Below are 21,443 nucleotides of genomic sequence, written 5' to 3' on the forward strand. Positions count from 1 at the left end.
GCCAGGACGATTTGTCCCAGTACCGTCGTTGTGCGACTAGTTATCGTTGGCCAGACCTCTCGATAGCTAGCCACCTGAATGTCCGATTTCATCGTCCTCACCACCTTTCATGACTTCAAAAAAAGACGTCCTTCACCAACTCCACTGAGTTAGTTAAAGGACGTCGATAACGGGTTACCACCTTTGATTCATGTTCATCTCACGATAAACACCTTAGCGCGTACAGCAATTGCGATACGCCGGTACACTAATGGGTACCATCCAGAACCGCCTCCATTAACTTTCGGGGTTCAACTCAAAGGTGATCTGTCCTAAAACGTCGTGACTGCCTTGCACCAATCTACAGCTCGCTAACTTGACGATATTTAGGATCGTTCCTTCTCAAAGTCTCTAATCTAAATTTAATTAATGATTAGAGTTTAGCGCCAGTTTTTTGGCCTGTCAACCCAAATCATTAAAAAAAAGTGAGAGTATTTTCAAATTTCGTTTAAGCTATCATGAAACTAATAGGGTCAGTTAGGGGGACTATGATACAATAGGCTGAAAAGTTGAGGTGGAGATTTAAATGAAAAACAAGCGTCAATGGACGATTATTGGGACAATCGTCGTCATTGCAGCCGTCATTATCGGGGGCTGGTTGGCCACGAATCAAACTGGTTCAAAATCGGCTAAGTCATCGTCAGCAACGACCACACAAGCGGCCTTAAAACCGGCTTATGTGAAGAAAACTGTCCAAGTCACCAACCGATTATGGTATGTTGCTGGTAGCATTAAGAATCCTAATAGTGGCAACGGGATGGAAGCTTATGACTTCAAGTCTAACGGCAAAGTTGTTATTTATAACATTCCTAAGTTCTATGCTGACAAGGCCGCTGCGAAAAAGGCTGGTAAACTAATCGTTTCTGGTACTGTGAAATACACGGTTAGTCAAAATAAGAAAAATCAAACAGTTATTAAATTAAAAGGGAAATTATCTGGCATTGATTTTGCTCAGACTCTGACATTGAAAAAGACAGTTAGTGGGACACATGGTAAGCTCAGCTTAACTGGTTATCACGTTGCTCGCAATGTTGACAATGATGTCACCCAAGCTGTTTTTGTCCGCGTTAAATAACTTAATTTGTTAGTAAAAGCGATGATCTTACCGATCATCGCTTTGTTATTCTCACAAAAATTCAGTTTTCTAAACATCATTGCTACAATCCAGGAATTGGTTCGGCCAACAAGACTCGCTGTTGCGCGTCATAGTAACTCACGGTTTTTGTGCGCAGATCACTCGTCCAGACCGGTACTCCCGCCTGACCCGCTAATTCGCAAAACCGCGTAAAATCAAACGTCCCCGCTTGCGCACCTTTAACGGCCGCTTTAATCAAGGTCGCATCTCCAGTTGTCGCGACCGGTTGCGGTATCCCATTCATTCGTAACTCGACATAGCTATCCGCATCATAATAGCGATATAGACCGTCCGCGACCAAGTAGTCATAGCGGGTCACGCCTAGCTGACGAAAGGCCTGCATTAACTTGGCAAAGCCACTAGCATCGCCTTCTGCATTCACAGCTTGTTCAATTGCATGATAATCTAATGTCATCTCAAAGCCACTCCTCTAAAGTTTAGTTACACTTAGCTTACGCAAAAAAGCGTGCTAAGACAATTGGTTTAACATGGTCGTACAAAGCGTGGTAATCGCCGTAATCAATTCAGCTGGCGCTTGGGTTAATTGTGCCGTAGGACCTAAGAAAGTCACCCACGCTGCAAAATCCGTGACGAGCTGTGACTGCCGCACATCCAAGTAACAGGTAAACCGAGCCGTCTGTTGAAACGGATCTAAAAACTCTAAGACACTCGTCGGATGTGGCTGTTGCCGGAACCGTTGAATCGCTTCAGTCTTTAGCTGCAACTGCACATTAGGCGTTGGTTGCGCCGCTTTGATCGCAGCGGTAATCGTCGCATCATCCATTTCAGCAGCGTGATCAAGCGGTACTGCTTGCAAAATATCACTAACCGTTAATTCAAGCGCCACTTGGTCGTTAAGATCCCAAGCCTCGAGTAGCCAAGTGGCCTGGCGTGTGTAAAAATGCTGAACCCACACGCGATAATCTCGCTCGGCTAACGTAACGATCAACTGTCGACTCGTTAAACACATATTCAGTAATTGTTTGAGCATTGGCGGTGCAAAATCTGTCAGCTCCGTTAGTTTCGGATTACGCGGATTTGTCTGATCAAAAATTAATAGCTCCTGCAACGTTAGTAGATCATCTTGTTGGGTTTGCGAGGCAATCGCCACTAGCTTTTCCGTTAAAGTATTTCGGTTCTGCAAATAGGGTAATTGTGTATTTAACGTCGCTAAAAAACTCACGAAAAGGGCTTTTAACTCTTCACTATTAAATTGCACAGCCGGCAATAATTGATTTTGCATCACTGCGTAACCACCATCGCGTCCCACACTTGCAGTTAATGGCATCCCTAACTCTTGAATGTTATTTAAATCCCGAATGACCGTGCTGCGAGAGACTTTAAATTGGGTCATCAATTCTCGAATCGTGAAATATTGTCGATTATTGATATAACGCATCATTGTATTGATGCGAGCCGTTTTTGTCATTATTTTCTCCAAACAGTGTCAGTTTTTGGTACTATTAGTCGCTATACTGAGTCTATCATATTTAAGGAGGCCATCACACATGGCAAATTATCAAATTGAAACCAAACCCGCTTTCGCAGTATTAGGTTTAGAAACAACGTTAACTGGAGATTATCTTAAAATGGGGCAACAAAAGGCTGCCTTCTGGGACCAAATCAACGCCGCTCATTCATTGGCCGCACTTGCCGGTGTCAATGACTTTGAATTCGCCGTCAACGAATCGATTAATGGTGTTTTACACTATTATGCTGGCCGACAAATTGATCCCGCAACGGTGGCGACAACCGGTCAACGCTTAATTGAATTTCCAGCTGGTAACTATTTAGTGATCACCGCTACAGCAGATGATCAAATGGCCTTATATAACGCCTTGGAAGGACTCGCTTTTGGCCAGATTCTACCAACTTTAACCGACTATGCTTATGTTGGTGGTCCGAATACAGCTGTAAAAACGACGACAACTTCAACCGGCGTGAGTGGTGAAATGTGGGTGCCATTGGTCGAAAAATAAGTAAACAAAAAAACGACAGGACGATCGTCCTGTCGTTTTTGTCTACACGATAATTCAGTTATCCAAACTATCGATTCACTTGTACATATTGATGCACCTGCGTATCTTTCAAAGTATAGTTTGCCGGCAAAGCATCACGATTGGCCGCCACAATTTGAAACCCTACCTTGGCATAAAAACGTAACGCCGCTTCGTTATCCATGACACATTTTAAAGTCAGTGGCGCCGTCGCATATTGCCGTAACTCCGTTAACAATGCTAACCCGACCCCTTGTTGGCGGGCTGTGGGGGCAACAAATAGCAAGTGTACGAAATTAGCTGGCCGGTAAAAAGACGCAAAACCGGCCCGTTGATCGCCCTGCCAAGCAACCAAAACGAGTTCGCCTTGACTATCGGTGTCAAAATCTTCCAGCGTTGGGTTGGTCACCCATGGAAAGTCTTGCTGGCGATCTACTAAATAAAGCTGTGCCAGTGCTGCTTGATCTGCTGGTGTTGCGGGTCGAATTTGAATTGTACTCATGAGCCCCACCCTTTCTAATATTTGCTCTTATTATCTATTTTTTTGAGAACGATTACAATTAAATTCATAAAATAAAAGCCACAATTATAGTGGCTTTCTACTAGTACTGATCAATTTAGTAAATCTGCAACATCAAGAAACTGAACATTTCGAAACTCTTCCTTAAAGTAATTTTCATAAGTCTCATTATAATCTTTGACCCGTTTAAAAGTACTAACCATAAATTCATCTTTTGTTTGTTTCTCCTGAGCAACCGGAAAAACCAAATGATATGGATCAAACAGTACTACAACCAGCCAATTCTTAGCCTTATCACTACCTGGATTACTAATTGCATAGATCAAAAAAGCCCTAAAAGCTCCTCGTCTCGTTAATTGCATCGCATAATTATCCATATCAGCCTCACGAATACCATCTCGATACTCATGTACTAAGTCAACTGGTAGATGTTATAACAATATCTTTTCAATGCGCTGATTCATTCTTACAGGCGTTGTTCTTCTCTTAATAAGTGCTGGTTCTCGGCAAATAGCTTGCACATCTTTTTCAATACGATCACCGTTGAGCCACATATCATTAGGAATGTAATTGGAAAATGACAAATCAGTTATTTTTAGACACTTTCGACAAATTTCTAAAAATGCTACTTGAGCATCAGCATTATGCACATTCAGTGCGAGTGGCCGATTGCTACTCATTAATCTGATTCCAGCATTTAATCGCGGTGCATTTTTCGGTTTGTTCGAAGACCCACTGCCTAATAATCGTGGTCTAAAACTCGGCTTGTTGTTTGACATAGCCAATATAATCCTGTTTTATTTGTTTATTATCCATTTTACAATGGTCCTCACCTTTAAATGCTATTTTCCAAGCGTGATCTTGATGCGAACGCTCTACTAAGCCAAAATCGTTTACGCCATTAATTTGAACAAGTAAATCATCAATAAAAGAATAAATTTCTTTTTCATTAGCTGTGGTAGGAACCCATGTATCCTTTAAATCATCAAATTGACCACTCTTATTTTCAGCATATACTTTATTCAAAACCGGGCCATAACGCCAAGCCTCAAACTCAGCTTTAAATAATTCTTTTGGATAACGCGTCCCTTGTGCGAATTCATTTTCTGAAACATCATAATCAATATTGCCATAGGTCGCTGTGTAAAATGCCCATAAAAAATACAAGCTCTTTTGAATTTTTAATGGTGTCGGATTGTCCAATTTATTCATTAAATGTGCAATTAACTCATTAACATCGTTAAAAACATACTGATTCAGCATACTTAGATCCCCCCTCCAATAATTCAACATATCATGTATCTTCATATTATATTGTTGCAGTAATCTTAACACAATACAACTACCTAGTACTAAACTTCAAGCAAACAATACCAAAGATTTACAATTCACGTTTCGCCGTGAACTAGCTTCATCCCCGCGGTAGCGTTATAATACAACTTAAATCTTTCAGTATGGAAGTAGGGAAAAAATGAGAACAGCAATTGTTACCGATAGTGCGAGTTACTTGTCCGCCGCGGATATTCAAAAATACGACATCCACGTCGTGCCGATCACCGTCATTTTCGGCCAACAAACTTATCTAGAAAACGTCGAAATCACATCGAAAGAATTTTACGAACGGATGCGAACTGCGGCGAAACTGCCAACCACGACTCAAGTCACGCTGGGACAAATGCAACAAATGTATGATCAACTAGCAGCTGACGGGTATGACGCGGTCATTAGTATTCATCTGTCTTCTGGGATCACTAGCTTCATCCCAAACTTAGAAAGCTATTTACCAAACGTCACCAACATTAAAGTTTACCCATTTGATTCCTTAATCACCGCGGGTGGTGAAGCCAATATGGTCTTACTAGCAGCAAAACTCGTTGCAGCCGGCTATTCACCAGAACAAGTACTCCAAGAGTTAACCAAGCTGCGCGCCACAACACAAGTTTTCTTCATTGTCGATAACCTTAGTCATCTGGTTCGTACTGGTCGTTTGTCGAATGCCTCCGGGCTAGTTGGGAACCTCTTACGGATTAAACCTATTTTGACTTTTGACGATGCTGGTAAGATTATCGCAATTGAAAAAGAACGGACCATGCGGCGCGCCTATCAAGGCATCAAAGCCAAACTAGCGCACGCCCTGGCAACCACGAAAGAGCCATTACGTGCCATGGTCGTTAATGGAAACAATCCTAAGCTCCAAGCTGAATGGGTCGCAGATTTACATGCCAGTTTTCCAAATTTGATCATTGACGAAAGCGAAATCGGCCCAGTTGTCGGTGTTCATGTCGGTGAAGGTGTCATGGGACTCTTTTGGGCCCAAGACTGGGAAAAATGGCCGATTACTAAAAATTAATCATAAAAAATAGTCAACCATTAACGGCTGACTATCGACATGAAGTCGAGTTAGCGTGATGCTTTCTTCGACTTTTTCTTTTTGCTTTTTTTAGTGGGCTTTTTGGTCGGTTCACTAGCTTTAGCAACCAGCTTATGACCCTTTTTCAAGAGCTTCGCGCGACCAATGACATCCAATTGTTCCCAAACGGCTAACAACTCAGGATCAATCGTTGGTTCACTAGCAACTGGTTCAGTTACCTCGGCACCAATTAACCACTCAGGTTCAACTTGCAAGGCTTGGGCCAAGACAACCACCTTATCATGTTTAGCCACATACTTACTGCTCAACCACTGACTGATAGATGAACGACCAATCCCCGTTTGTTTCGCTAATTGCGCTGATGTGATTGGTACTTGTTGCATGGCTGCTTTCAATCGTTCGGCAAAGATACTCATATTAATAGCCTCCTTTAATATTTAAACAGACGCGATCACGCCGGCAATTATAGTTAGTACGGTTTCCGTTCTAAGGCCCCATTTAAGGGCTGTTACTCATTATTCTAACCTGCTTCTAATCAGAATTCAACTTTGAGTTCGTTTTTCTGAACGATTAGTCAAAAAAACGTAGTTGAACTGAATTTTCAGCTCAACCACGTTCATTTATTGACCTAACGCATTCACATTATGCCGCTTTGTGGCATCCGTATCCCAGAATGGTACTTTAACCACACCAATCACTTTCTTTTGGGGCACAAAACCCCAGTAACGCCCGTCATTAGACACTGAACGATGGTCGCCTAGCACAAAATAATCATGCTTGGGGACTTTAGTCGTCTTCACATGCCAACTGTATTTATTGGATAACGACCACAAGTTCCAATTACCCGTTCCTTGAGTTCGTTCATATTGACTGATAAAGTTTTGTGAGATTTTTTTACCATTCACGTAAAGCTGGCCGTTCTTGGAACTGACCGTGTCGCCCGGCATCCCAATCACCCGTTTGACATACTTCACATTGGCTGACGTCGCATCTGGATCAACATGATAGGCATTAAAGACTACCACGCTCAACCGTTTAACTTTAGCGGTTTTAACCACCGCCACCCGTTCATTATTTTCTAAATTTGGTTCCATCGATGGACCATCAACTCGCACCATCGAAAAAACAAAGTGGCGAATCACCATTGCGATCAGTAACCCCACAATAATTGGCAAGACCCAACTCATGACATTCTTAAACGTTTTCATCCCACGAACTCCCTCTACCCAGCTAATTCTAAATCATTATAATCCAATTATAGGCGTGTGTCCGTTAATCCTGCCAGGTTACTATAAATTTAAAGAATCCGCGAATAAAAAAGCGAGCCGAGAATTTATCTCCAGCTCGCTAATCATTAATTCAGTTTAGTTAAAGGTTGAAAGCTACTTTTTAGCAATGATCGTTGATCGATATGATAAGCATTCATCGATCAAAACTAGTCATACTTGCCACCTACCGTTCACCCACCTTGAGCCGGAACGCTGTGGGCGGACCGGTTCAGCCAAAAAGCGGTCTGAACCGTCGTTTTGAACCACCCAAACCGTGTTTCAAAAGCGCCAAGCTCTAAGCGATAAATCGCTAAGAGCCTCCCACGGCTGGGCTCAATGTGAGCTCACTCTCGGTTATAGTAGTGATGACTCGATTGATTAACGTCCACAAGACAACCGGAGCCAGTCAGTGATGACGCCGGCAGTGAAAATATCGTTAGTCCGGTGATTTCCCCGGGCTTTACGATATGGACGACTTTTGAGCCTAGCGTTTTTTTGCTAGGCTCAAAAGCGAGGTGGCAGCCCGCACTTTGGCTGGAGCCGGTCCCCACAGCCGGCAGAATCATTGGCTGGCGTAGGTGGCTAATTTAGAGCCAATATCTTTCAACCTTTAATTAGTCAGCAACTTTTGCAATACGCCCTTGTTGAATGTAAACACTCAAAATAGCGATATCAGCGGGGTTAACGCCACTAATTCGTGACGCCTGTGCAATCGTTGTCGGTTGAATCTTCTTAAGTTTTTGATGGGCTTCGGTTGCAAGGCCATCAATTGCGTCATAATCAATCCGGTCAGGAATTTGCTTAGCTTCCATCTTCTTCAAGTGAGCCACCCGTTCTTCGGCCTTCTTGATATATCCTGCATACTTAATTTGAATTTCAACTTGTTCGACAATGTGTCGTTCCAATGGTGCTGGCGCAGCAGGAATAAATTGCGCTAGGTCCGCATAACGAACTTCAGGCCGTTTCAAAAAGTCAGCTGCCAAAACACCATCTTTTAATTCACCCGAATGCCGGTCGCGTAAGAATTGATTAACCTCATCCGTTGGTTTAATTCTTATTTTGCCTAATCGGTCAAGTTCATTCTTAATTGCTTCACGTTTAGCTTCAAAAGCCGTATAACGATCATCATCGATCAATCCAAGTTCATGTCCCTTGTCGGTTAACCGTAAATCAGCATTATCATGACGCAAGATTAAGCGGTATTCAGCCCGGCTGGTCAATAAGCGATATGGTTCTTTAGTTCCCTTAGTGACCAAATCATCGATCATCACACCGATATAGGCATCGCTACGCTTCAACGTCATTTGACCACGATCAAGTGCTCGTAAACCGGCATTAATCCCGGCGATTAACCCTTGACCCGCAGCTTCTTCATAACCAGAAGTCCCATTGGTTTGTCCGGCCGTATATAAGTTCTTAACCAGCTTGGTTTCCAAGGTAGCTTTTAGTTGGTAAGGGGCCACAACATCATATTCAATCGCATAACCTGGCCGCATCATCGCAGCATTTTCAAGCCCAGCAATAGAATGCAAGATCTCTTGTTGCACTTCTTCTGGCATCGATGTCGATAACCCTTGAACATACCATTCGTCGGTATTACGGCCTTCAGGTTCGAGGAACAATTGATGGCGCTTCTTGTCTGCAAAGCGCACAATCTTGTCTTCGATTGATGGACAATAACGAGGGCCAACACCTTCAATGACACCAGTAAACATTGGTGCACGATCAAGATTATCGCGAATAATCTTATGCGTGGTTTCGTTGGTGTACGTTAACCAGCAAGACAATTGATGCTTTAAATCTAAATAGGCTTCATCATCTGTTTCAAAGCTAAAATGATGGGGTTCTGGATCGCCCGGTTGTTCTTCGGTGACACTATAGTCAATGGTTGTCCCATCAACTCGTGGCGGCGTCCCAGTCTTGAATCGTTCCAAGTCAAAGCCAAGCTTTTCAAGATCACCAGATAGCTTCATCGCTGGCTGCGAGTTGTTAGGACCTGATGAATACATTAATTCACCGATAATAATCTTCCCACGAGCAGCGGTCCCAGTGGTTAAGACCACACTCTTGGCACTGTAACGCGCCCCAGTGTTGGTAATGACCCCTTTACAAATCCCATCTTCCACGATCAACCCATCGACAATCCCTTGGCGCAAAGTCAAATTAGGTTCACGTTCAATGGTATGCTTCATTTCTGCATGATAAGCATGCTTGTCCGCTTGGGCCCGTAATGCCCGCACAGCTGGGCCTTTACCCGTGTTGAGCATCCGCATTTGAACATAGGTCTTATCAATATTGCGGCCCATTTCGCCCCCTAAGGCGTCAATCTCACGGACCACGATCCCTTTAGCCGGACCCCCAACTGATGGGTTACAAGGCATAAAAGCGACCATATCTAAGTTAATGGTCATGAGTAAGGTCCGGTTACCCATGCGCGCAGCGGCTAACGCGGCTTCAGAACCGGCATGGCCGGCACCGACTACGATCACGTCGTAGTCTTGACCCGCGTATTGCTTTACTTTTGTCATAATTAACGATTTCCTCCATGCTAACGCTATTTACCCAAACAGAATTGACTAAATAGTTGATCTAATAGTTCGTCTTCATAACTATCCCCGGTAATTTGTCCAAGGAATTCCCAACAACGGGTCATGTCAATCTGTACTAAATCGACTGGCATCCCAGCAGCCAAACCGGTTTGCACATCTTGCAAGGCCTGTTTAGCTTGATTAAGCAACCCAATATGGCGCGCATTGGTTACCATCACACTGTTTTGGCTACTTTCAATCCCTTCGTCAAAGAAGAGTTTAGCAATCCGTTGCTCAAGTTGTTCAACACCAGCTTGTTTCAAGACCGACATTTTTAAGACATCGGCCATCTCCACGTGGTTGGCAAGCTTAGCTTGATCCAATTGTGCTGGTAAATCGGTCTTGTTTAAAATCACAATCCGTTTTGTCTCTTCAGTCGCGTTTAACAATTCCAGATCAGCATCCGTCAACGGTTGGCTGTTATCTAAGACTAGTAAGACCAAGTCAGCCGCGCCAATCGCCTTGCGACTACGTTCGACCCCGATCTTTTCAACTTTGTCTTCGGTATCCCGAATGCCCGCAGTATCAACTAGCTTCAACGGTACCCCGCGCACATTAACGTATTCTTCAATCACGTCACGTGTGGTACCGGCCACATCCGTCACAATGGCTTTATCTTCATGCAATAAATGGTTCAGCAAACTGGATTTACCCACATTTGGTCGACCAATAATCGCGGTAGCAAGCCCTTCACGCAACACTTTTCCTTGTTTGGCACTCGCCAACAATTGATTGATACTTTGACTCACTTCAGCGGCTTTTTCGGTTAGCATCTTGGTGGTCATCGCTTCAACCGCATCATATTCCGGATAATCAATGTTAACTTCGACTTGGGCTAAGACGTCCAAAATGTCTTGGCGCAAGTGTCGAATCAACGTTGATAAGTTCCCGTCCAATTGATTGAGGGCAACCTTCATTGACTTATCCGTTTTTGCTCGAATCAAGTCCATCACGGCTTCGGCTTGTGATAAATCCAAACGACCATTTAAAAAGGCCCGTTTCGTAAACTCACCTGGTTCAGCCATCCGTGCGCCGTGGCTCAAAATCAACTGTAAGATCTCATTAGTGGCAACTAGACCACCATGACAGTTAATTTCAATCACGTCTTCACGTGTATAGGTTTTCGGTGCCCGCATGACTGAAGCCATCACTTCATCGACTTCTTGGTGCGTCTCCGGGTCAACAATGTGGCCATAGTTAATCGTATGGCTAGCCACTTGTTTCAAGTCTTTACCTTTAAACAGTTGGGTAACGACTTCAAAAGTCTGCTCCCCACTAATCCGAATAATTGAAATTCCACCTTCACCAGGTGGTGTCGAGATAGCCGCAATCGTATCAAATTCCGTGGTCGTCGGCATGTCATCATCATTTCCTTTCTAACCATGTCACAGCGTTTTAACGCCTAATACTATACCAAGCTTCTTAACTAATTAGTTAATGATATGTCCTAAAATGCAGAAAAAAAGCGCCTAGTCCACGCCACCTTAAAGCGTGGATAAAGCACTTTGACTACTTTATCTAAAAGATAAGAATGATTACCACTTACTATAATAGCTCAATTGATGTTTGTCAAACGCCTGTTTGCGTTAATTTAAATGAGCTATTTACGACTCGCAACAACCACGGCCCGGTGCGGATCGCGGCCCTCTGAGAAGGTCGTCACGTGATTATTATCAGCAAGTTCTGCATGGATCAACTTTCGTTCAAACGATGGCATTGGATCTAAAAAGACTTGCTTGCCGGTCGCAACGGCTTCGCGCGCCGTACTTTCCGCTAATCGTTTTAACGTTTCTGCCCGCCGTTCTCGATAGTCATCGACATCTAAAACCACATTCACATGCGACGCCCCATGATGATTCATATAAACTTGCGCCAAATCTTGTAACGCATTAATTGTCCGACCATGCTTCCCAATAAGTAAGCCTTGTTTAGCCGTGTCAAAATTAAGTGTCGCATAGCGATTGCCAAAGTCTACATCCAAATCAGCTGGAATACCTAGTTGTTTAACCACTTCCAACAAGTACGCACTTAAATCCCGCACAGCTTGTTCGTTGGCTGCTTGACGTTCAGCAATTTCTGCATCCGTCCGTTGCGGTGTTTCAACCACTTTAGCTGGTTTTGGACTTGCCTTAACCGCAGCTTTGGGTTTTACTGGCGCTTTAGCTTTTGGCTTTGATGATTGTGGCATTTTCGGTTTAACCACAGCCTTTTTCGATACCGCTGCTGGTTGGCTAGGTGCCACTGGTGTTGCGACCGGCTTAACCGTGATTTCCACTTGAGCCAAGCGTTTCCCCAATCCTAAAAATCCCTTTTTAGGGTTAGCGATAACTTTAGTGTTCACTTGATCGCGAGTTGTTTGTAATTGTTTAAGTCCCGCGGCAATTGCTGCTTCGACGGTATGACCTTCAAATACTGTCATCATAATCCTCCTCGATAAAATACCTGTGCTTATTATAGCATTTCATGGTTATCGATGGGGTCGGAACCTCACAAGATCATTATTGACTATTCAGTAAAAATAAATTCAATTTGATATAAACCACTAAAGATTGACTATTGTTTTAGCAATTATCGCTGATATGGGCAAGTATATCCATCAATCAAAAATAGATCGGCTTGCCACCTACCGTTCGCTCACCTTGAGCCGGAACGCTGTGGGCGGACCGGTTCAGCCAAAAGGCGGTCTGAACCATCGTTGTGAACCACTAACCCCGTGTTTCAAAAGCGCCAGGATCTAAGCGATAAATCGCTAAGATGCCTCCCACGGCTGGGCTCAATATGAGCTCACTCTCGGTTATGTCGGTTGATTAACATCTGTAATTTAACCGGAGCCAGCCGGTGATGGCGCCGGCCGTGAAAACATCGTTGGTCCGGATGATCTTTTCCGGGCTTACGATGTGGACGACTTTTGAGACTAGCGGTTTTGGCTAGGCTTAAAAGCGAGGTGGAAGCCCGCACTTTGGCTGAAGCCGGTCCCACAGCTGGCAGAATCACTGGCTGACGTAGGTGGCATAGTTTATTAAATAGACAACAAAAAAAGACCCACCACATGGCAGGTCTCATTGTATTTAACGTTTATGATTTCTAATCGCACGCTTCTTGGCACGTTCAATCGCACGTTGACGATCTTTAGCCGCTTGTTGCTTTTCAGCACGTTGACGGTTGATCTTAAATGGGTTTTGCAACAACATTGTCTGACCAACTTGGAACGCGTTGGAAATCACCCAGTAAAGTGACAAGGCAGATGGGACATTGATGGCGGTAACCAAAATGACTAACGGCATCAAGTAGGTCATCCACTGTGTCATCCCATTTTGTTCTGGTTGCGACTTCATCGCTAACCAGGAACTAGCGAACGTAAATAACGCTGCTAGAATTGGCAAAATGTAATATGGATCTTTACTACCAAGTTGTAACCATAAGAACGTCCCTGATTTTAAGACTTGCGTCCGCCAGATGGCCTGGTACAACGCAATCAAAATTGGTAACTGAACTAATAATGGTAACATGCTGGCCATTGGATGGACCCCATGTTTGCTATAAAGCTTCTTCATCTCGGCTTGTAGCTTTTGCTGAGTTTCCATATCGCGTGATGAATATTGCTTTTGTAAAGCCTTCATCTGCGGTTGAATTTCCTGCATTGCTAACATGCTACGAGTTTGGAAGATCATTAATGGCAAAATGATAATCCGGATAATCAACGTAAACGCGATAATCCCAAGTCCATAACTCTGACCGAACAAGTGTGACAACCAAATAATCGCCCGTGAGAAGTTTAGGATGATACCGCCATCCCAAAATCCGGTACTCTTATCCGTAATCGGGGTATTACTACACCCGGTCAGTACTAACGCAATGGCTAGCACGGAAAGCATTGCCAGTATTTTTCTATACTTTTTCAAACGAATATCCTCACTTAATCATTGTCCAGCAGGTGCGCTAGCTTTAGCGCATGGCTTAGATAAGCTTTGGTCTCGGCTTGCGACTTACCGGCAACGGTTGGTCGAGCGATCACAAGAAAGTCAGCATCTGGTTTCAGTTGCGGCTTTAACTCTGTAATTGATTGCCGAATCCGGCGTTTCACCCAATTACGGGCAACAGCATTCCCAATTTTTTTACCAACTGAGATACCGACCCGAAAATGAGGTTGCGCTGGCTTGTCCAAAACGTAAATGACAAATTGACGATTGGCATACGAGTTGCGGGTCTCAAAAACCTGCTGAAACTCAGCTTCTTTTTTTACCCGATATGATTTTCGCATAATCCATCTCCATGTGTGCGCTCAAGCTCACCTGAGCGAATTGCTACACAACTTTACAGCCCTCAATGACCGAAGTCACTCAGGACTGTAAAGAAAAAGCCACTGATTATCAGTGGCCTATGCAGACAATACTTTTCTGCCCCGTTGGCGTCGACGAGCTAACACTTTACGGCCGTTGCTGGTGCTCATCCGTTTGCGGAAGCCATGGACACGTTGACGATGCCGCTTCTTTGGTTGGTAAGTTCTCTTCATCATGACACCTCCTTCTCTATAATGACATGAATCAATTAGATTAAGTCGTTATTTTCAAAACGCAGTCTATATCTAAACGCATTTCCTAGATACTATAGCATAAATTATCTGATTTGAAAACCTCCAAATAAATAATCGCTGCGCTTTTCAAGCCTAAGTTCCGCACAACATCCGTTGATGATCTTGTGGATTACTCAAATTGTGCTTTTGACTATCCCCAAGTTACTCACCGACTTGTCGACAGATTGACAAGGTGTGATTTAGTTTTCCACAAGCAATCCATTTGATGTGCATAACTCAATCAATCCTTGATCTATCAAGGCCACTTTTAACCATCTTTTTGTGGACAACTCACTTTTATGGAGAAATACTCCGATTTTTACCGTCCTGTGCATAACTTGTCTAACAGCACGTTCTTTGTGTGACTTTATAGCTGTGGAAAACTTTTATTGTTCATGCTAAAATAGACTTACGTTTTTTTAAGAAAAGGGGTATCCAAGTGCTGGAACGAAATGATTTATGGAATATCATTAAGTTCTCTCTGAAGAGTGATCTATCACCCATGACTTTTCAAACGTTTGTTGAACCGGCTAATCCACTACAACTCAATCAGTCCCAAATGACGATTGAGGTACCGACCAAACTACACCGCGATTATTGGGAAAATAATCTAGCGGACAAGTTTCGTGACTATGCCTTTCAAGCAACTAACGAAGAGATCAGTCCCGTGATGATCACCGAAGAAGAACGTCAGCAGCTCACCAAAAAATCGCAAGCTGCGACCGGTAACGTTGCAAGTGCCGAAACTGCCACGGCAACTACCCCCACATTTATGCGGGAAACGAAACTCAACCCGAAATATACATTCGAAAGCTTCGTCATTGGTAAAGGGAACCAAATGGCGCATGCTGCCGCTTTAGTTGTGTCCGAAGAACCGGGCACCATGTATAATCCGTTGTTTTTCTATGGTGGTGTGGGCTTAGGCAAGACTCATTTAATGCACGCCATCGGTAACAAATTATTGGAAAGTAATCCTAATTACCGGGTCAAATATGTGACCAGTGAGGCCTTCACAAATGACTTGATTACCGCCATTCAAACTGGGCGCCAAAAAGCCTTTCGTGAAACTTACCGCGACGTCGATTTACTACTAGTCGATGATATTCAATTTTTTGCGAATAAAGAAGCGACACAGGAAGAATTCTTCCATACATTTAATGCTTTATATGAAGACGATAAACAAATCGTGTTAACATCTGATCGGTTACCAAACGAAATTCCACAACTCCAAGATCGTTTAGTGTCGCGGTTTAAGTGGGGCTTATCGGTTGATATTACGCCGCCAGATCTCGAAACCCGGATCGCCATTTTGCGGAACAAAGCTGATCTAGAAGGCATTGCGATTCCTGATGACACGCTGAGTTATATCGCGGGTCAAATCGATTCGAATGTGCGAGAATTGGAAGGGGCTTTAGCCCGAGTTCAAGCTTATTCCCGGCTGAACAACTCCCCAATCAGTACCAGTTTAGTCGCTGATGCGTTGAAGAGTCTCAACCTTAGTAATAAATTATCCGAAGTGTCAATTCCCGTCATTCAGGAAAAGGTTGCCAAGTACTATCACCTCACGATGGCCGACCTTAAAGGGAAGAAACGCAACAAACAAATTGTCACGCCACGACAAATTGCGATGTACTTATCGCGGGAATTAACCGACAGTTCATTGCCACGAATCGGGAATGAATTTGGTGGGAAAGATCATACAACGGTCATTCACGCCTACGATAAAATTTCGGCAGCGCTTAAAACTGACATTGAATTGCAACAAGCCATCGGCGATTTAAAGAGTCAGCTCAAAGCGTAGTGTGGATAAAACCGGAAAAGTCTAAAAGTTTTCCACAGCTTATGCACATGTGGAAAACTCGATGGTTAGTAGGGTTTCAAAACTTTTCCACATTACCCACTGCCCTACTGTTACTACGACCTTATCTTTACTAATATATATTAAACCGTGTCACCAAGAAGAGAGGATTTACGATATGAAGTTCACGATCAATCGCGCTGCTTTTATTAAAGAATTAAACAACGTTCAACGAGCTATTTCATCAAAGACGACGATTCCCATATTAACGGGGTTAAAAATTGATGTTTCTACTGATGGCATTACCTTAACCGGTAGTGACGCTGATATTTCAATTGAAACCACCATTCCAGCTGACGATGACAACAATACGTTAGTTGTTGAAGAACCGGGTTCAGTTGTCTTAACTGCTCGTTTCTTTAGTGAAATTGTTAAAAAATTGCCTGAAGAAACGATGACGGTCGCCTTAGTAGATGGGTTCCAAACACAAATTACCTCAGGCGCAGCTTCATTTACCATCAATGGGTTAGATCCTGATAATTATCCGCATCTACCCGAAATTGATACAACCAATACCATCACCTTGGCAGGCGATGTGTTCAAAGAATTGATCGGTCAAACGGTTATTGCCGTATCAAATCAAGAAAGTCGTCCGATTTTAACCGGGATTCACTTTATTTTGAAAGATGGTGAATTTTTGGCCGTCGCTACCGATTCTCATCGGTTAAGTCAACGGAAAATCAAGTTACCAGAAGCCAACAATGCGGACTACGATGTGATCATTCCTGGGAAAAGCTTAACGGAATTGTCACGTATGATTGGTGATGATAATCCAGACGTCCAAATGCGGTTGTCAGAAAATCAAGTGCTCTTCATGCTTGGTCACACAGCTTTTTACTCACGCTTGTTAGAAGGTAATTACCCAGATACGTCACGGTTAATTCCAAAAGAATCTAACACAACCGTTGAAATTGAAGCACCAGCATTATCGGCCGCAATTGAACGGGCATCGTTGTTATCACATGCAAGTCGGAATAACGTGGTTCGCTTCTCGGTTAATCCAACGGACAAGACCATTACCATTTTTGGGAATTCACCAGATGTCGGTGAAGTTACCGAACAGTTGCAACCAGCTGAATTAAGTGGGGATGAATTAGAAATTTCATTTAACCCTGATTACATGAAAGAAGCTCTGCGTTCATTCGGCCAAGCTATGATCAAGATTTCATTCACGATGGCATTACGACCATTTACGTTAGTGCCAACTGAAGAAGGCGAAAACTTTATTCAATTAATTACGCCGGTTCGGACGTTCTAATTAGCTGAATAATTATTCAAATCAACTGAAACGCGCGACAATCTCAACTAGATTGTCGCGCGTTTTTTTGTGGTTATCTAGGTCTAGAAGACGTGTTAAATAGGGGACTAAACGTTCTTGTGATTTTTGAAGTTACACATAAACTGACGCTAGCATTAGTTTATGCAGTGAGACTGATTATTACGCTGAATCCCATAATTGTCGGCTAAAACAGCCAGAGGTGTCAGTTAACTTCAAGTAACATCGTGTTAGCAAGAACCGTTTTCATCAGCGTTTCGGTAAAAAAATAAAGGTAATTTTAACGAAATCGGCATATTTTTAAATTTTTAGCGAATTTACCCCCGGGTTGGTACCCCGACATTAGTTTTGCTTAAATCGGCTTAAAATGGCTCTGAACGCGGTAATAAATTGAATTTTCATAAAAAAAACGGTATAATATAACTTGTTGAGAAGTGCGCTAGAGTCCTAGGAGCACGCGTTTTTAAGTCAATTTGGAAGGTTAGGCAGGTGACAATGTCATGCAAACAGTACGAATCAATGCCTTATTTATTACGTTAGGCCAATTATTGAAAGAAGAATCAATTATTGAATCCGGCGGCCAAGCAAAGTGGTTCTTACGAGAAAACACGGTGCTGGTTAACGATGAACCAGAAGATCGTCGTGGACGTAAATTATATTCTGACGATACGGTAACCGTTACCGGTGAAGGCACTTATGTGGTGCAGTCCCAGTTAGAAACGACTGATTAGATGTATTTAGAGAATTTAGCGTTACATGATTTTCGGAATTATGCCGATTTAACGGTCAATTTTAGTTCTGGCGTTAATGTGTTGCTCGGACAAAATGCACAAGGTAAGACGAACTTGCTTGAAGCGATTTATGTGCTGGCCTTAACGCGTAGTCATCGAACGGCTAATGATAAAGAACTAATTCGTTGGCAAACAACGACCGCGACATTGAAAGGTCGATTGCACAAGACCACTGGCAGTGTCCCACTGGAACTAGAATTAGGACGTCATGGTAAACGTGCGCGAGTTAATCATTTGGAACAGGCGAAATTGTCGCAATATATTGGCAATTTAAACGTGATCGTGTTTGCCCCAGAAGATCTTGCGATTGTGAAAGGGGCGCCCGCGGTTCGTCGTCGGTTTATGGATATGGAATTTGGTCAGATGAGTCCCAAGTATCTCTATAACCTGAGCCAGTATCGGACCATTTTGAAACAACGCAATCAATACTTGCGGCAATTGAACCGTCAGCAAGCTAAAGATAAGGTCTACTTAGGGGTCCTATCTGATCAGCTGGCGGCATTTGGTGCCGAAATCATTGCGAAACGCTTAGAATTATTACAACAATTGCAGACCTGGGCGCAACAAGTCCATGCGACGATTACCCAAGAACAAGAAACCTTGACGTTTCATTATGTGACTCAGGTTGATACGACACAAACGACTACAGCTGCTGAGTTATATCCGGCGTTGCAAGCCTTGTATCAACAACAGCAGGCTAAAGAAATCTTTCAAGGGACAACGTTACTCGGACCACACCGTGACGATCTGCAATTCAGTGTGAATGATAAAAATGTTCAAACTTTTGGGTCGCAGGGACAACAACGCACCACGGCCCTATCGGTGAAATTAGCCGAAATTGACTTAATGAAGGCGGAGACCGGTGAATATCCGGTCTTGCTCTTAGATGACGTGCTTTCGGAATTAGATGCAGCCCGGCAGACGCATTTACTGACGGCGATTCAAGATAAAGTCCAAACTTTCTTGACGACGCCTAGTCTGGATGGGGTTGCCCGTAAATTAATCAAAGCGCCAAAGGTATTTGAAGTAAACCAAGGCAGTTTACATGAGGAGGAACCGCAGTGACCGAAAATGAAAAAGAAACCAAGCTAGAACGGGCACGTGAATATGATGCCAGTCAGATTCAAGTCTTGGAAGGCTTAGAAGCTGTTCGTAAACGGCCCGGAATGTATATTGGGACAACTAGTAGCCAAGGACTCCACCATTTAGTTTGGGAAATTGTCGATAATGGGATCGATGAAGCCTTGGCCGGTTTTGCCAATGAAATTCACGTCACGGTCGAAAAAGATAACAGTATCACCGTTACCGATAATGGGCGTGGGATTCCAGTTGATATTCAAAAGAAGACAGGCAAGCCAGCGCTAGAAACGGTTTATACGATTCTGCATGCCGGTGGTAAATTCGGCGGTGGCGGCTATAAAGTTTCCGGTGGGTTACATGGGGTTGGGGCTTCAGTTGTGAATGCCTTATCCGAAACCTTAGACGTTAAAGTTACTCGAAACGGCAAAGTCTATTACATGGACTTTGAACGTGGGAAAGTTAAGACTCAGATGAAGGTCATCGGGACGGCGCCAGAAGATGCCCATGGGACTGCTGTTCATTTTGTACCCGATCCAGATATTTTCCGAGAAACCACCACTTACGATATTAATATTTTAACGACACGAATTCGCGAATTGGCTTTCTTGAATAAAGGGCTACAAATTTCGATTCGTGATAATCGTCTTGACGAGCCAACCGAACAAGACTTCTTGTATGAAGGCGGGATTCGGCATTATGTCGAATACTTGGACAAAAATAAGACGGTCCTATTCCCCGAACCAATTTACGTTGAAGGGGAACAAAATGGAATCACCGTGGAAGTCGCGTTACAATATACCGACGATTATCACAGCAACTTATTAACCTTTACGAATAACATTCATACCTACGAAGGTGGGACCCATGAAGAAGGGTTCAAACGAGCCTTAACCCGGGTTATTAATGATTATGCCCGTAAGAATAATTTGTTGAAAGATAACGATGCTAATTTGTCCGGTGAAGATGTCCGTGAAGGGATGACGGCGGTTGTCAGTGTCAAGCATCCCGATCCTCAATTTGAAGGGCAAACCAAGACCAAATTAGGAAATTCCGATGCGCGGGCAGCGGTTGATCGGTTGTTCTCAGAACACTTCAATAAGTATTTGTTAGAAAATCCTAGCATCGGTCGTAAAGTGGTCGACAAAGGGATGCTAGCTTCTAAAGCCCGCGTAGCAGCGAAACGCGCGCGGGAAGTCACTCGGAAAAAGAGTGGTCTTGAAATTAGTAATTTACCTGGTAAGTTAGCCGATAACTCCAGCAAAGACCCTGAAATCAGTGAATTATTCATTGTTGAAGGGGATTCCGCCGGTGGGTCTGCAAAACAAGGCCGGTCGCGGTTAACGCAAGCGATCTTGCCAATCCGGGGGAAAATCTTGAACGTGGAAAAGGCCAGCATCGATAAGATTTTGGCGAATGAAGAAATTCGGTCACTCTTTACGGCGATGGGCACTGGTTTTGGTGGTGACTTTGACTTGAGCAAAGCCAACTACCACAAGTTAATCATCATGACCGATGCCGATGTCGATGGGGCCCATATTCGGACCTTGTTATTGACCTTGTTCTACCGCTACATGCGGCCATTAGTGGATGCTGGATTCGTTTACATTGCTCAGCCACCACTGTATCAAGTCCGTCAAGGTAAGTTCGTACGTTATATTGATTCCGATGAAGAATTAAGTGAAGTCATGGGTCAATTGGCGCCATCACCAAAACCAGTTGTCCAACGATACAAAGGGTTAGGTGAAATGGATGCTGAACAATTGTGGGAAACCACAATGGATCCTGAAAAGCGCCGCTTACTACGGGTGCGTGATGAAGATGCGGCCGATGCCGATGACGTGTTCTCGATGTTAATGGGGGATCAAGTCAAACCCCGGCGGCAATTTATTGAGGATAACGCGGTGTTTGTTAAGGATCTCGATGTTTAATGTGTAGCTGAAAAGCTGG

Annotated in this window: 22 protein-coding genes; 8 read left to right on the plus strand and 14 right to left on the minus strand. The window is 43.6% G+C overall.

Translation table 11 applies throughout. The annotated features are described in order from the left end of the window. The first annotated feature begins 565 nt into the window (after positions 1 to 565). Entirely contained in the window at positions 566 to 1,114 is a 549-nt protein-coding gene (locus FFM84_RS05970) for a hypothetical protein (protein WP_130844525.1), read from the plus strand. 82 nt (positions 1,115 to 1,196) lie between these two features. Here FFM84_RS05970 and FFM84_RS05975 read toward each other — a convergent pair whose 3' ends face one another. Together FFM84_RS05975 and FFM84_RS05980 are read right to left on the minus strand one after the other, a co-directional pair. After that, on the minus strand, positions 1,197 to 1,589 hold the full coding sequence (locus FFM84_RS05975; RefSeq protein WP_130844524.1) for a DUF1398 family protein: 393 nt from the start codon (positions 1,587 to 1,589) through the stop codon (positions 1,197 to 1,199). A 54-nt stretch (positions 1,590 to 1,643) separates the two neighbouring features. Further along, a complete protein-coding gene (locus tag FFM84_RS05980) occupies positions 1,644 to 2,603 on the minus strand; it encodes a helix-turn-helix transcriptional regulator (protein WP_130844523.1) in 960 nt (319 codons plus the stop codon). Between the two features lie 79 nt (positions 2,604 to 2,682). On the opposite strand from FFM84_RS05980, the gene FFM84_RS05985 reads away from it, so the two are divergent. Next, a complete protein-coding gene (locus FFM84_RS05985; RefSeq protein WP_165444455.1) occupies positions 2,683 to 3,153 on the plus strand; it encodes a GyrI-like domain-containing protein in 471 nt (156 codons plus the stop codon). Positions 3,154 to 3,220: 67 nt separating this feature from the next. Here the strand turns inward: FFM84_RS05985 and FFM84_RS05990 are convergent, their stop codons facing one another. The 4 genes from FFM84_RS05990 to FFM84_RS06005 all read right to left on the minus strand — a co-directional run bounded on the left by FFM84_RS05990 (position 3,221) and on the right by FFM84_RS06005 (position 4,954). Further along, positions 3,221 to 3,673: a GNAT family N-acetyltransferase gene (locus FFM84_RS05990; protein WP_130844521.1), complete on the minus strand. Its 453-nt coding sequence runs from the start codon at positions 3,671 to 3,673 to the stop codon at positions 3,221 to 3,223. 110 nt (positions 3,674 to 3,783) lie between these two features. Further along, positions 3,784 to 4,068, minus strand: a complete 285-nt coding sequence (locus tag FFM84_RS05995; protein ID WP_137643807.1) for a hypothetical protein — start codon at positions 4,066 to 4,068, stop codon at positions 3,784 to 3,786. Positions 4,069 to 4,122: 54 nt separating this feature from the next. Beyond that, positions 4,123 to 4,371 carry a hypothetical protein gene (locus FFM84_RS06000; RefSeq protein WP_130844519.1) on the minus strand — a complete coding sequence of 83 codons (249 nt, stop codon included), beginning with the start codon at positions 4,369 to 4,371 and terminating at the stop codon, positions 4,123 to 4,125. A 73-nt stretch (positions 4,372 to 4,444) separates the two neighbouring features. Further along, positions 4,445 to 4,954, minus strand: a complete 510-nt coding sequence (locus FFM84_RS06005; protein ID WP_130844518.1) for a Panacea domain-containing protein — start codon at positions 4,952 to 4,954, stop codon at positions 4,445 to 4,447. A gap of 208 nt (positions 4,955 to 5,162) precedes the next feature. Here FFM84_RS06005 and FFM84_RS06010 point away from each other — a divergent pair, with 208 nt between their 5' ends. After that, positions 5,163 to 6,041, plus strand: coding sequence for a DegV family protein (locus FFM84_RS06010; RefSeq protein ID WP_130844517.1), 879 nt, complete (start codon positions 5,163 to 5,165; stop codon positions 6,039 to 6,041). 50 nt (positions 6,042 to 6,091) lie between these two features. On the opposite strand, the gene FFM84_RS06015 is transcribed toward FFM84_RS06010, so the two are convergent. The 8 genes from FFM84_RS06015 to rpmH form a co-directional block, all read right to left on the minus strand. Next, on the minus strand, positions 6,092 to 6,478 hold the full coding sequence (locus FFM84_RS06015; protein WP_130844516.1) for a helix-turn-helix domain-containing protein: 387 nt from the start codon (positions 6,476 to 6,478) through the stop codon (positions 6,092 to 6,094). Positions 6,479 to 6,682: 204 nt separating this feature from the next. Further along, a complete protein-coding gene (gene lepB, locus FFM84_RS06020) occupies positions 6,683 to 7,270 on the minus strand; it encodes a signal peptidase I (protein ID WP_130844515.1) in 588 nt (195 codons plus the stop codon). A gap of 674 nt (positions 7,271 to 7,944) precedes the next feature. Further along, on the minus strand, positions 7,945 to 9,858 hold the full coding sequence (gene mnmG / locus FFM84_RS06025; protein WP_130844514.1) for a tRNA uridine-5-carboxymethylaminomethyl(34) synthesis enzyme MnmG: 1,914 nt from the start codon (positions 9,856 to 9,858) through the stop codon (positions 7,945 to 7,947). A gap of 26 nt (positions 9,859 to 9,884) precedes the next feature. Next, positions 9,885 to 11,276, minus strand: coding sequence for a tRNA uridine-5-carboxymethylaminomethyl(34) synthesis GTPase MnmE (gene mnmE, locus FFM84_RS06030; RefSeq protein ID WP_130844513.1), 1,392 nt, complete (start codon positions 11,274 to 11,276; stop codon positions 9,885 to 9,887). Between the two features lie 242 nt (positions 11,277 to 11,518). Continuing rightward, positions 11,519 to 12,337 carry an RNA-binding cell elongation regulator Jag/EloR gene (gene jag, locus FFM84_RS06035; RefSeq protein ID WP_130844512.1) on the minus strand — a complete coding sequence of 273 codons (819 nt, stop codon included), beginning with the start codon at positions 12,335 to 12,337 and terminating at the stop codon, positions 11,519 to 11,521. A gap of 649 nt (positions 12,338 to 12,986) precedes the next feature. After that, positions 12,987 to 13,820: a membrane protein insertase YidC gene (gene yidC, locus FFM84_RS06040; protein WP_130844511.1), complete on the minus strand. Its 834-nt coding sequence runs from the start codon at positions 13,818 to 13,820 to the stop codon at positions 12,987 to 12,989. A gap of 14 nt (positions 13,821 to 13,834) precedes the next feature. After that, on the minus strand, positions 13,835 to 14,179 hold the full coding sequence (gene rnpA / locus FFM84_RS06045) for a ribonuclease P protein component (RefSeq protein ID WP_130844510.1): 345 nt from the start codon (positions 14,177 to 14,179) through the stop codon (positions 13,835 to 13,837). Between the two features lie 117 nt (positions 14,180 to 14,296). Then, entirely contained in the window at positions 14,297 to 14,431 is a 135-nt protein-coding gene (gene rpmH / locus FFM84_RS06050; RefSeq protein ID WP_003640225.1) for a 50S ribosomal protein L34, read from the minus strand. Positions 14,432 to 14,930: 499 nt separating this feature from the next. Here rpmH and dnaA point away from each other — a divergent pair, with 499 nt between their 5' ends. From dnaA to gyrB, 5 genes are all read left to right on the plus strand, one after another. Then, on the plus strand, positions 14,931 to 16,292 hold the full coding sequence (dnaA, locus tag FFM84_RS06055) for a chromosomal replication initiator protein DnaA (RefSeq protein ID WP_130844509.1): 1,362 nt from the start codon (positions 14,931 to 14,933) through the stop codon (positions 16,290 to 16,292). Positions 16,293 to 16,467: 175 nt separating this feature from the next. Beyond that, the gene (gene dnaN / locus FFM84_RS06060; RefSeq protein WP_130844508.1) at positions 16,468 to 17,607 is read left to right on the plus strand and encodes a DNA polymerase III subunit beta; all 1,140 of its coding nucleotides are present in this window, start codon (positions 16,468 to 16,470) and stop codon (positions 17,605 to 17,607) included. Between the two features lie 518 nt (positions 17,608 to 18,125). Further along, positions 18,126 to 18,356 (plus strand): S4 domain-containing protein YaaA, encoded by a 231-nt coding sequence (gene yaaA / locus FFM84_RS06065; protein WP_130844507.1) that lies wholly within the window; start codon positions 18,126 to 18,128, stop codon positions 18,354 to 18,356. After that, on the plus strand, positions 18,357 to 19,481 hold the full coding sequence (gene recF, locus FFM84_RS06070; RefSeq protein WP_130844506.1) for a DNA replication/repair protein RecF: 1,125 nt from the start codon (positions 18,357 to 18,359) through the stop codon (positions 19,479 to 19,481). It begins immediately after the preceding gene. Further along, positions 19,478 to 21,424, plus strand: a complete 1,947-nt coding sequence (gene gyrB / locus FFM84_RS06075) for a DNA topoisomerase (ATP-hydrolyzing) subunit B (RefSeq protein ID WP_130844505.1) — start codon at positions 19,478 to 19,480, stop codon at positions 21,422 to 21,424. Before recF ends, gyrB begins: the two co-directional genes overlap by 4 nt. Positions 21,425 to 21,443: the final 19 nt, after the last annotated feature.

Origin of the sequence: Lactiplantibacillus mudanjiangensis (genome assembly GCF_005405385.1) — a bacterium.
GTDB lineage: Bacteria > Bacillota > Bacilli > Lactobacillales > Lactobacillaceae > Lactiplantibacillus > Lactiplantibacillus mudanjiangensis.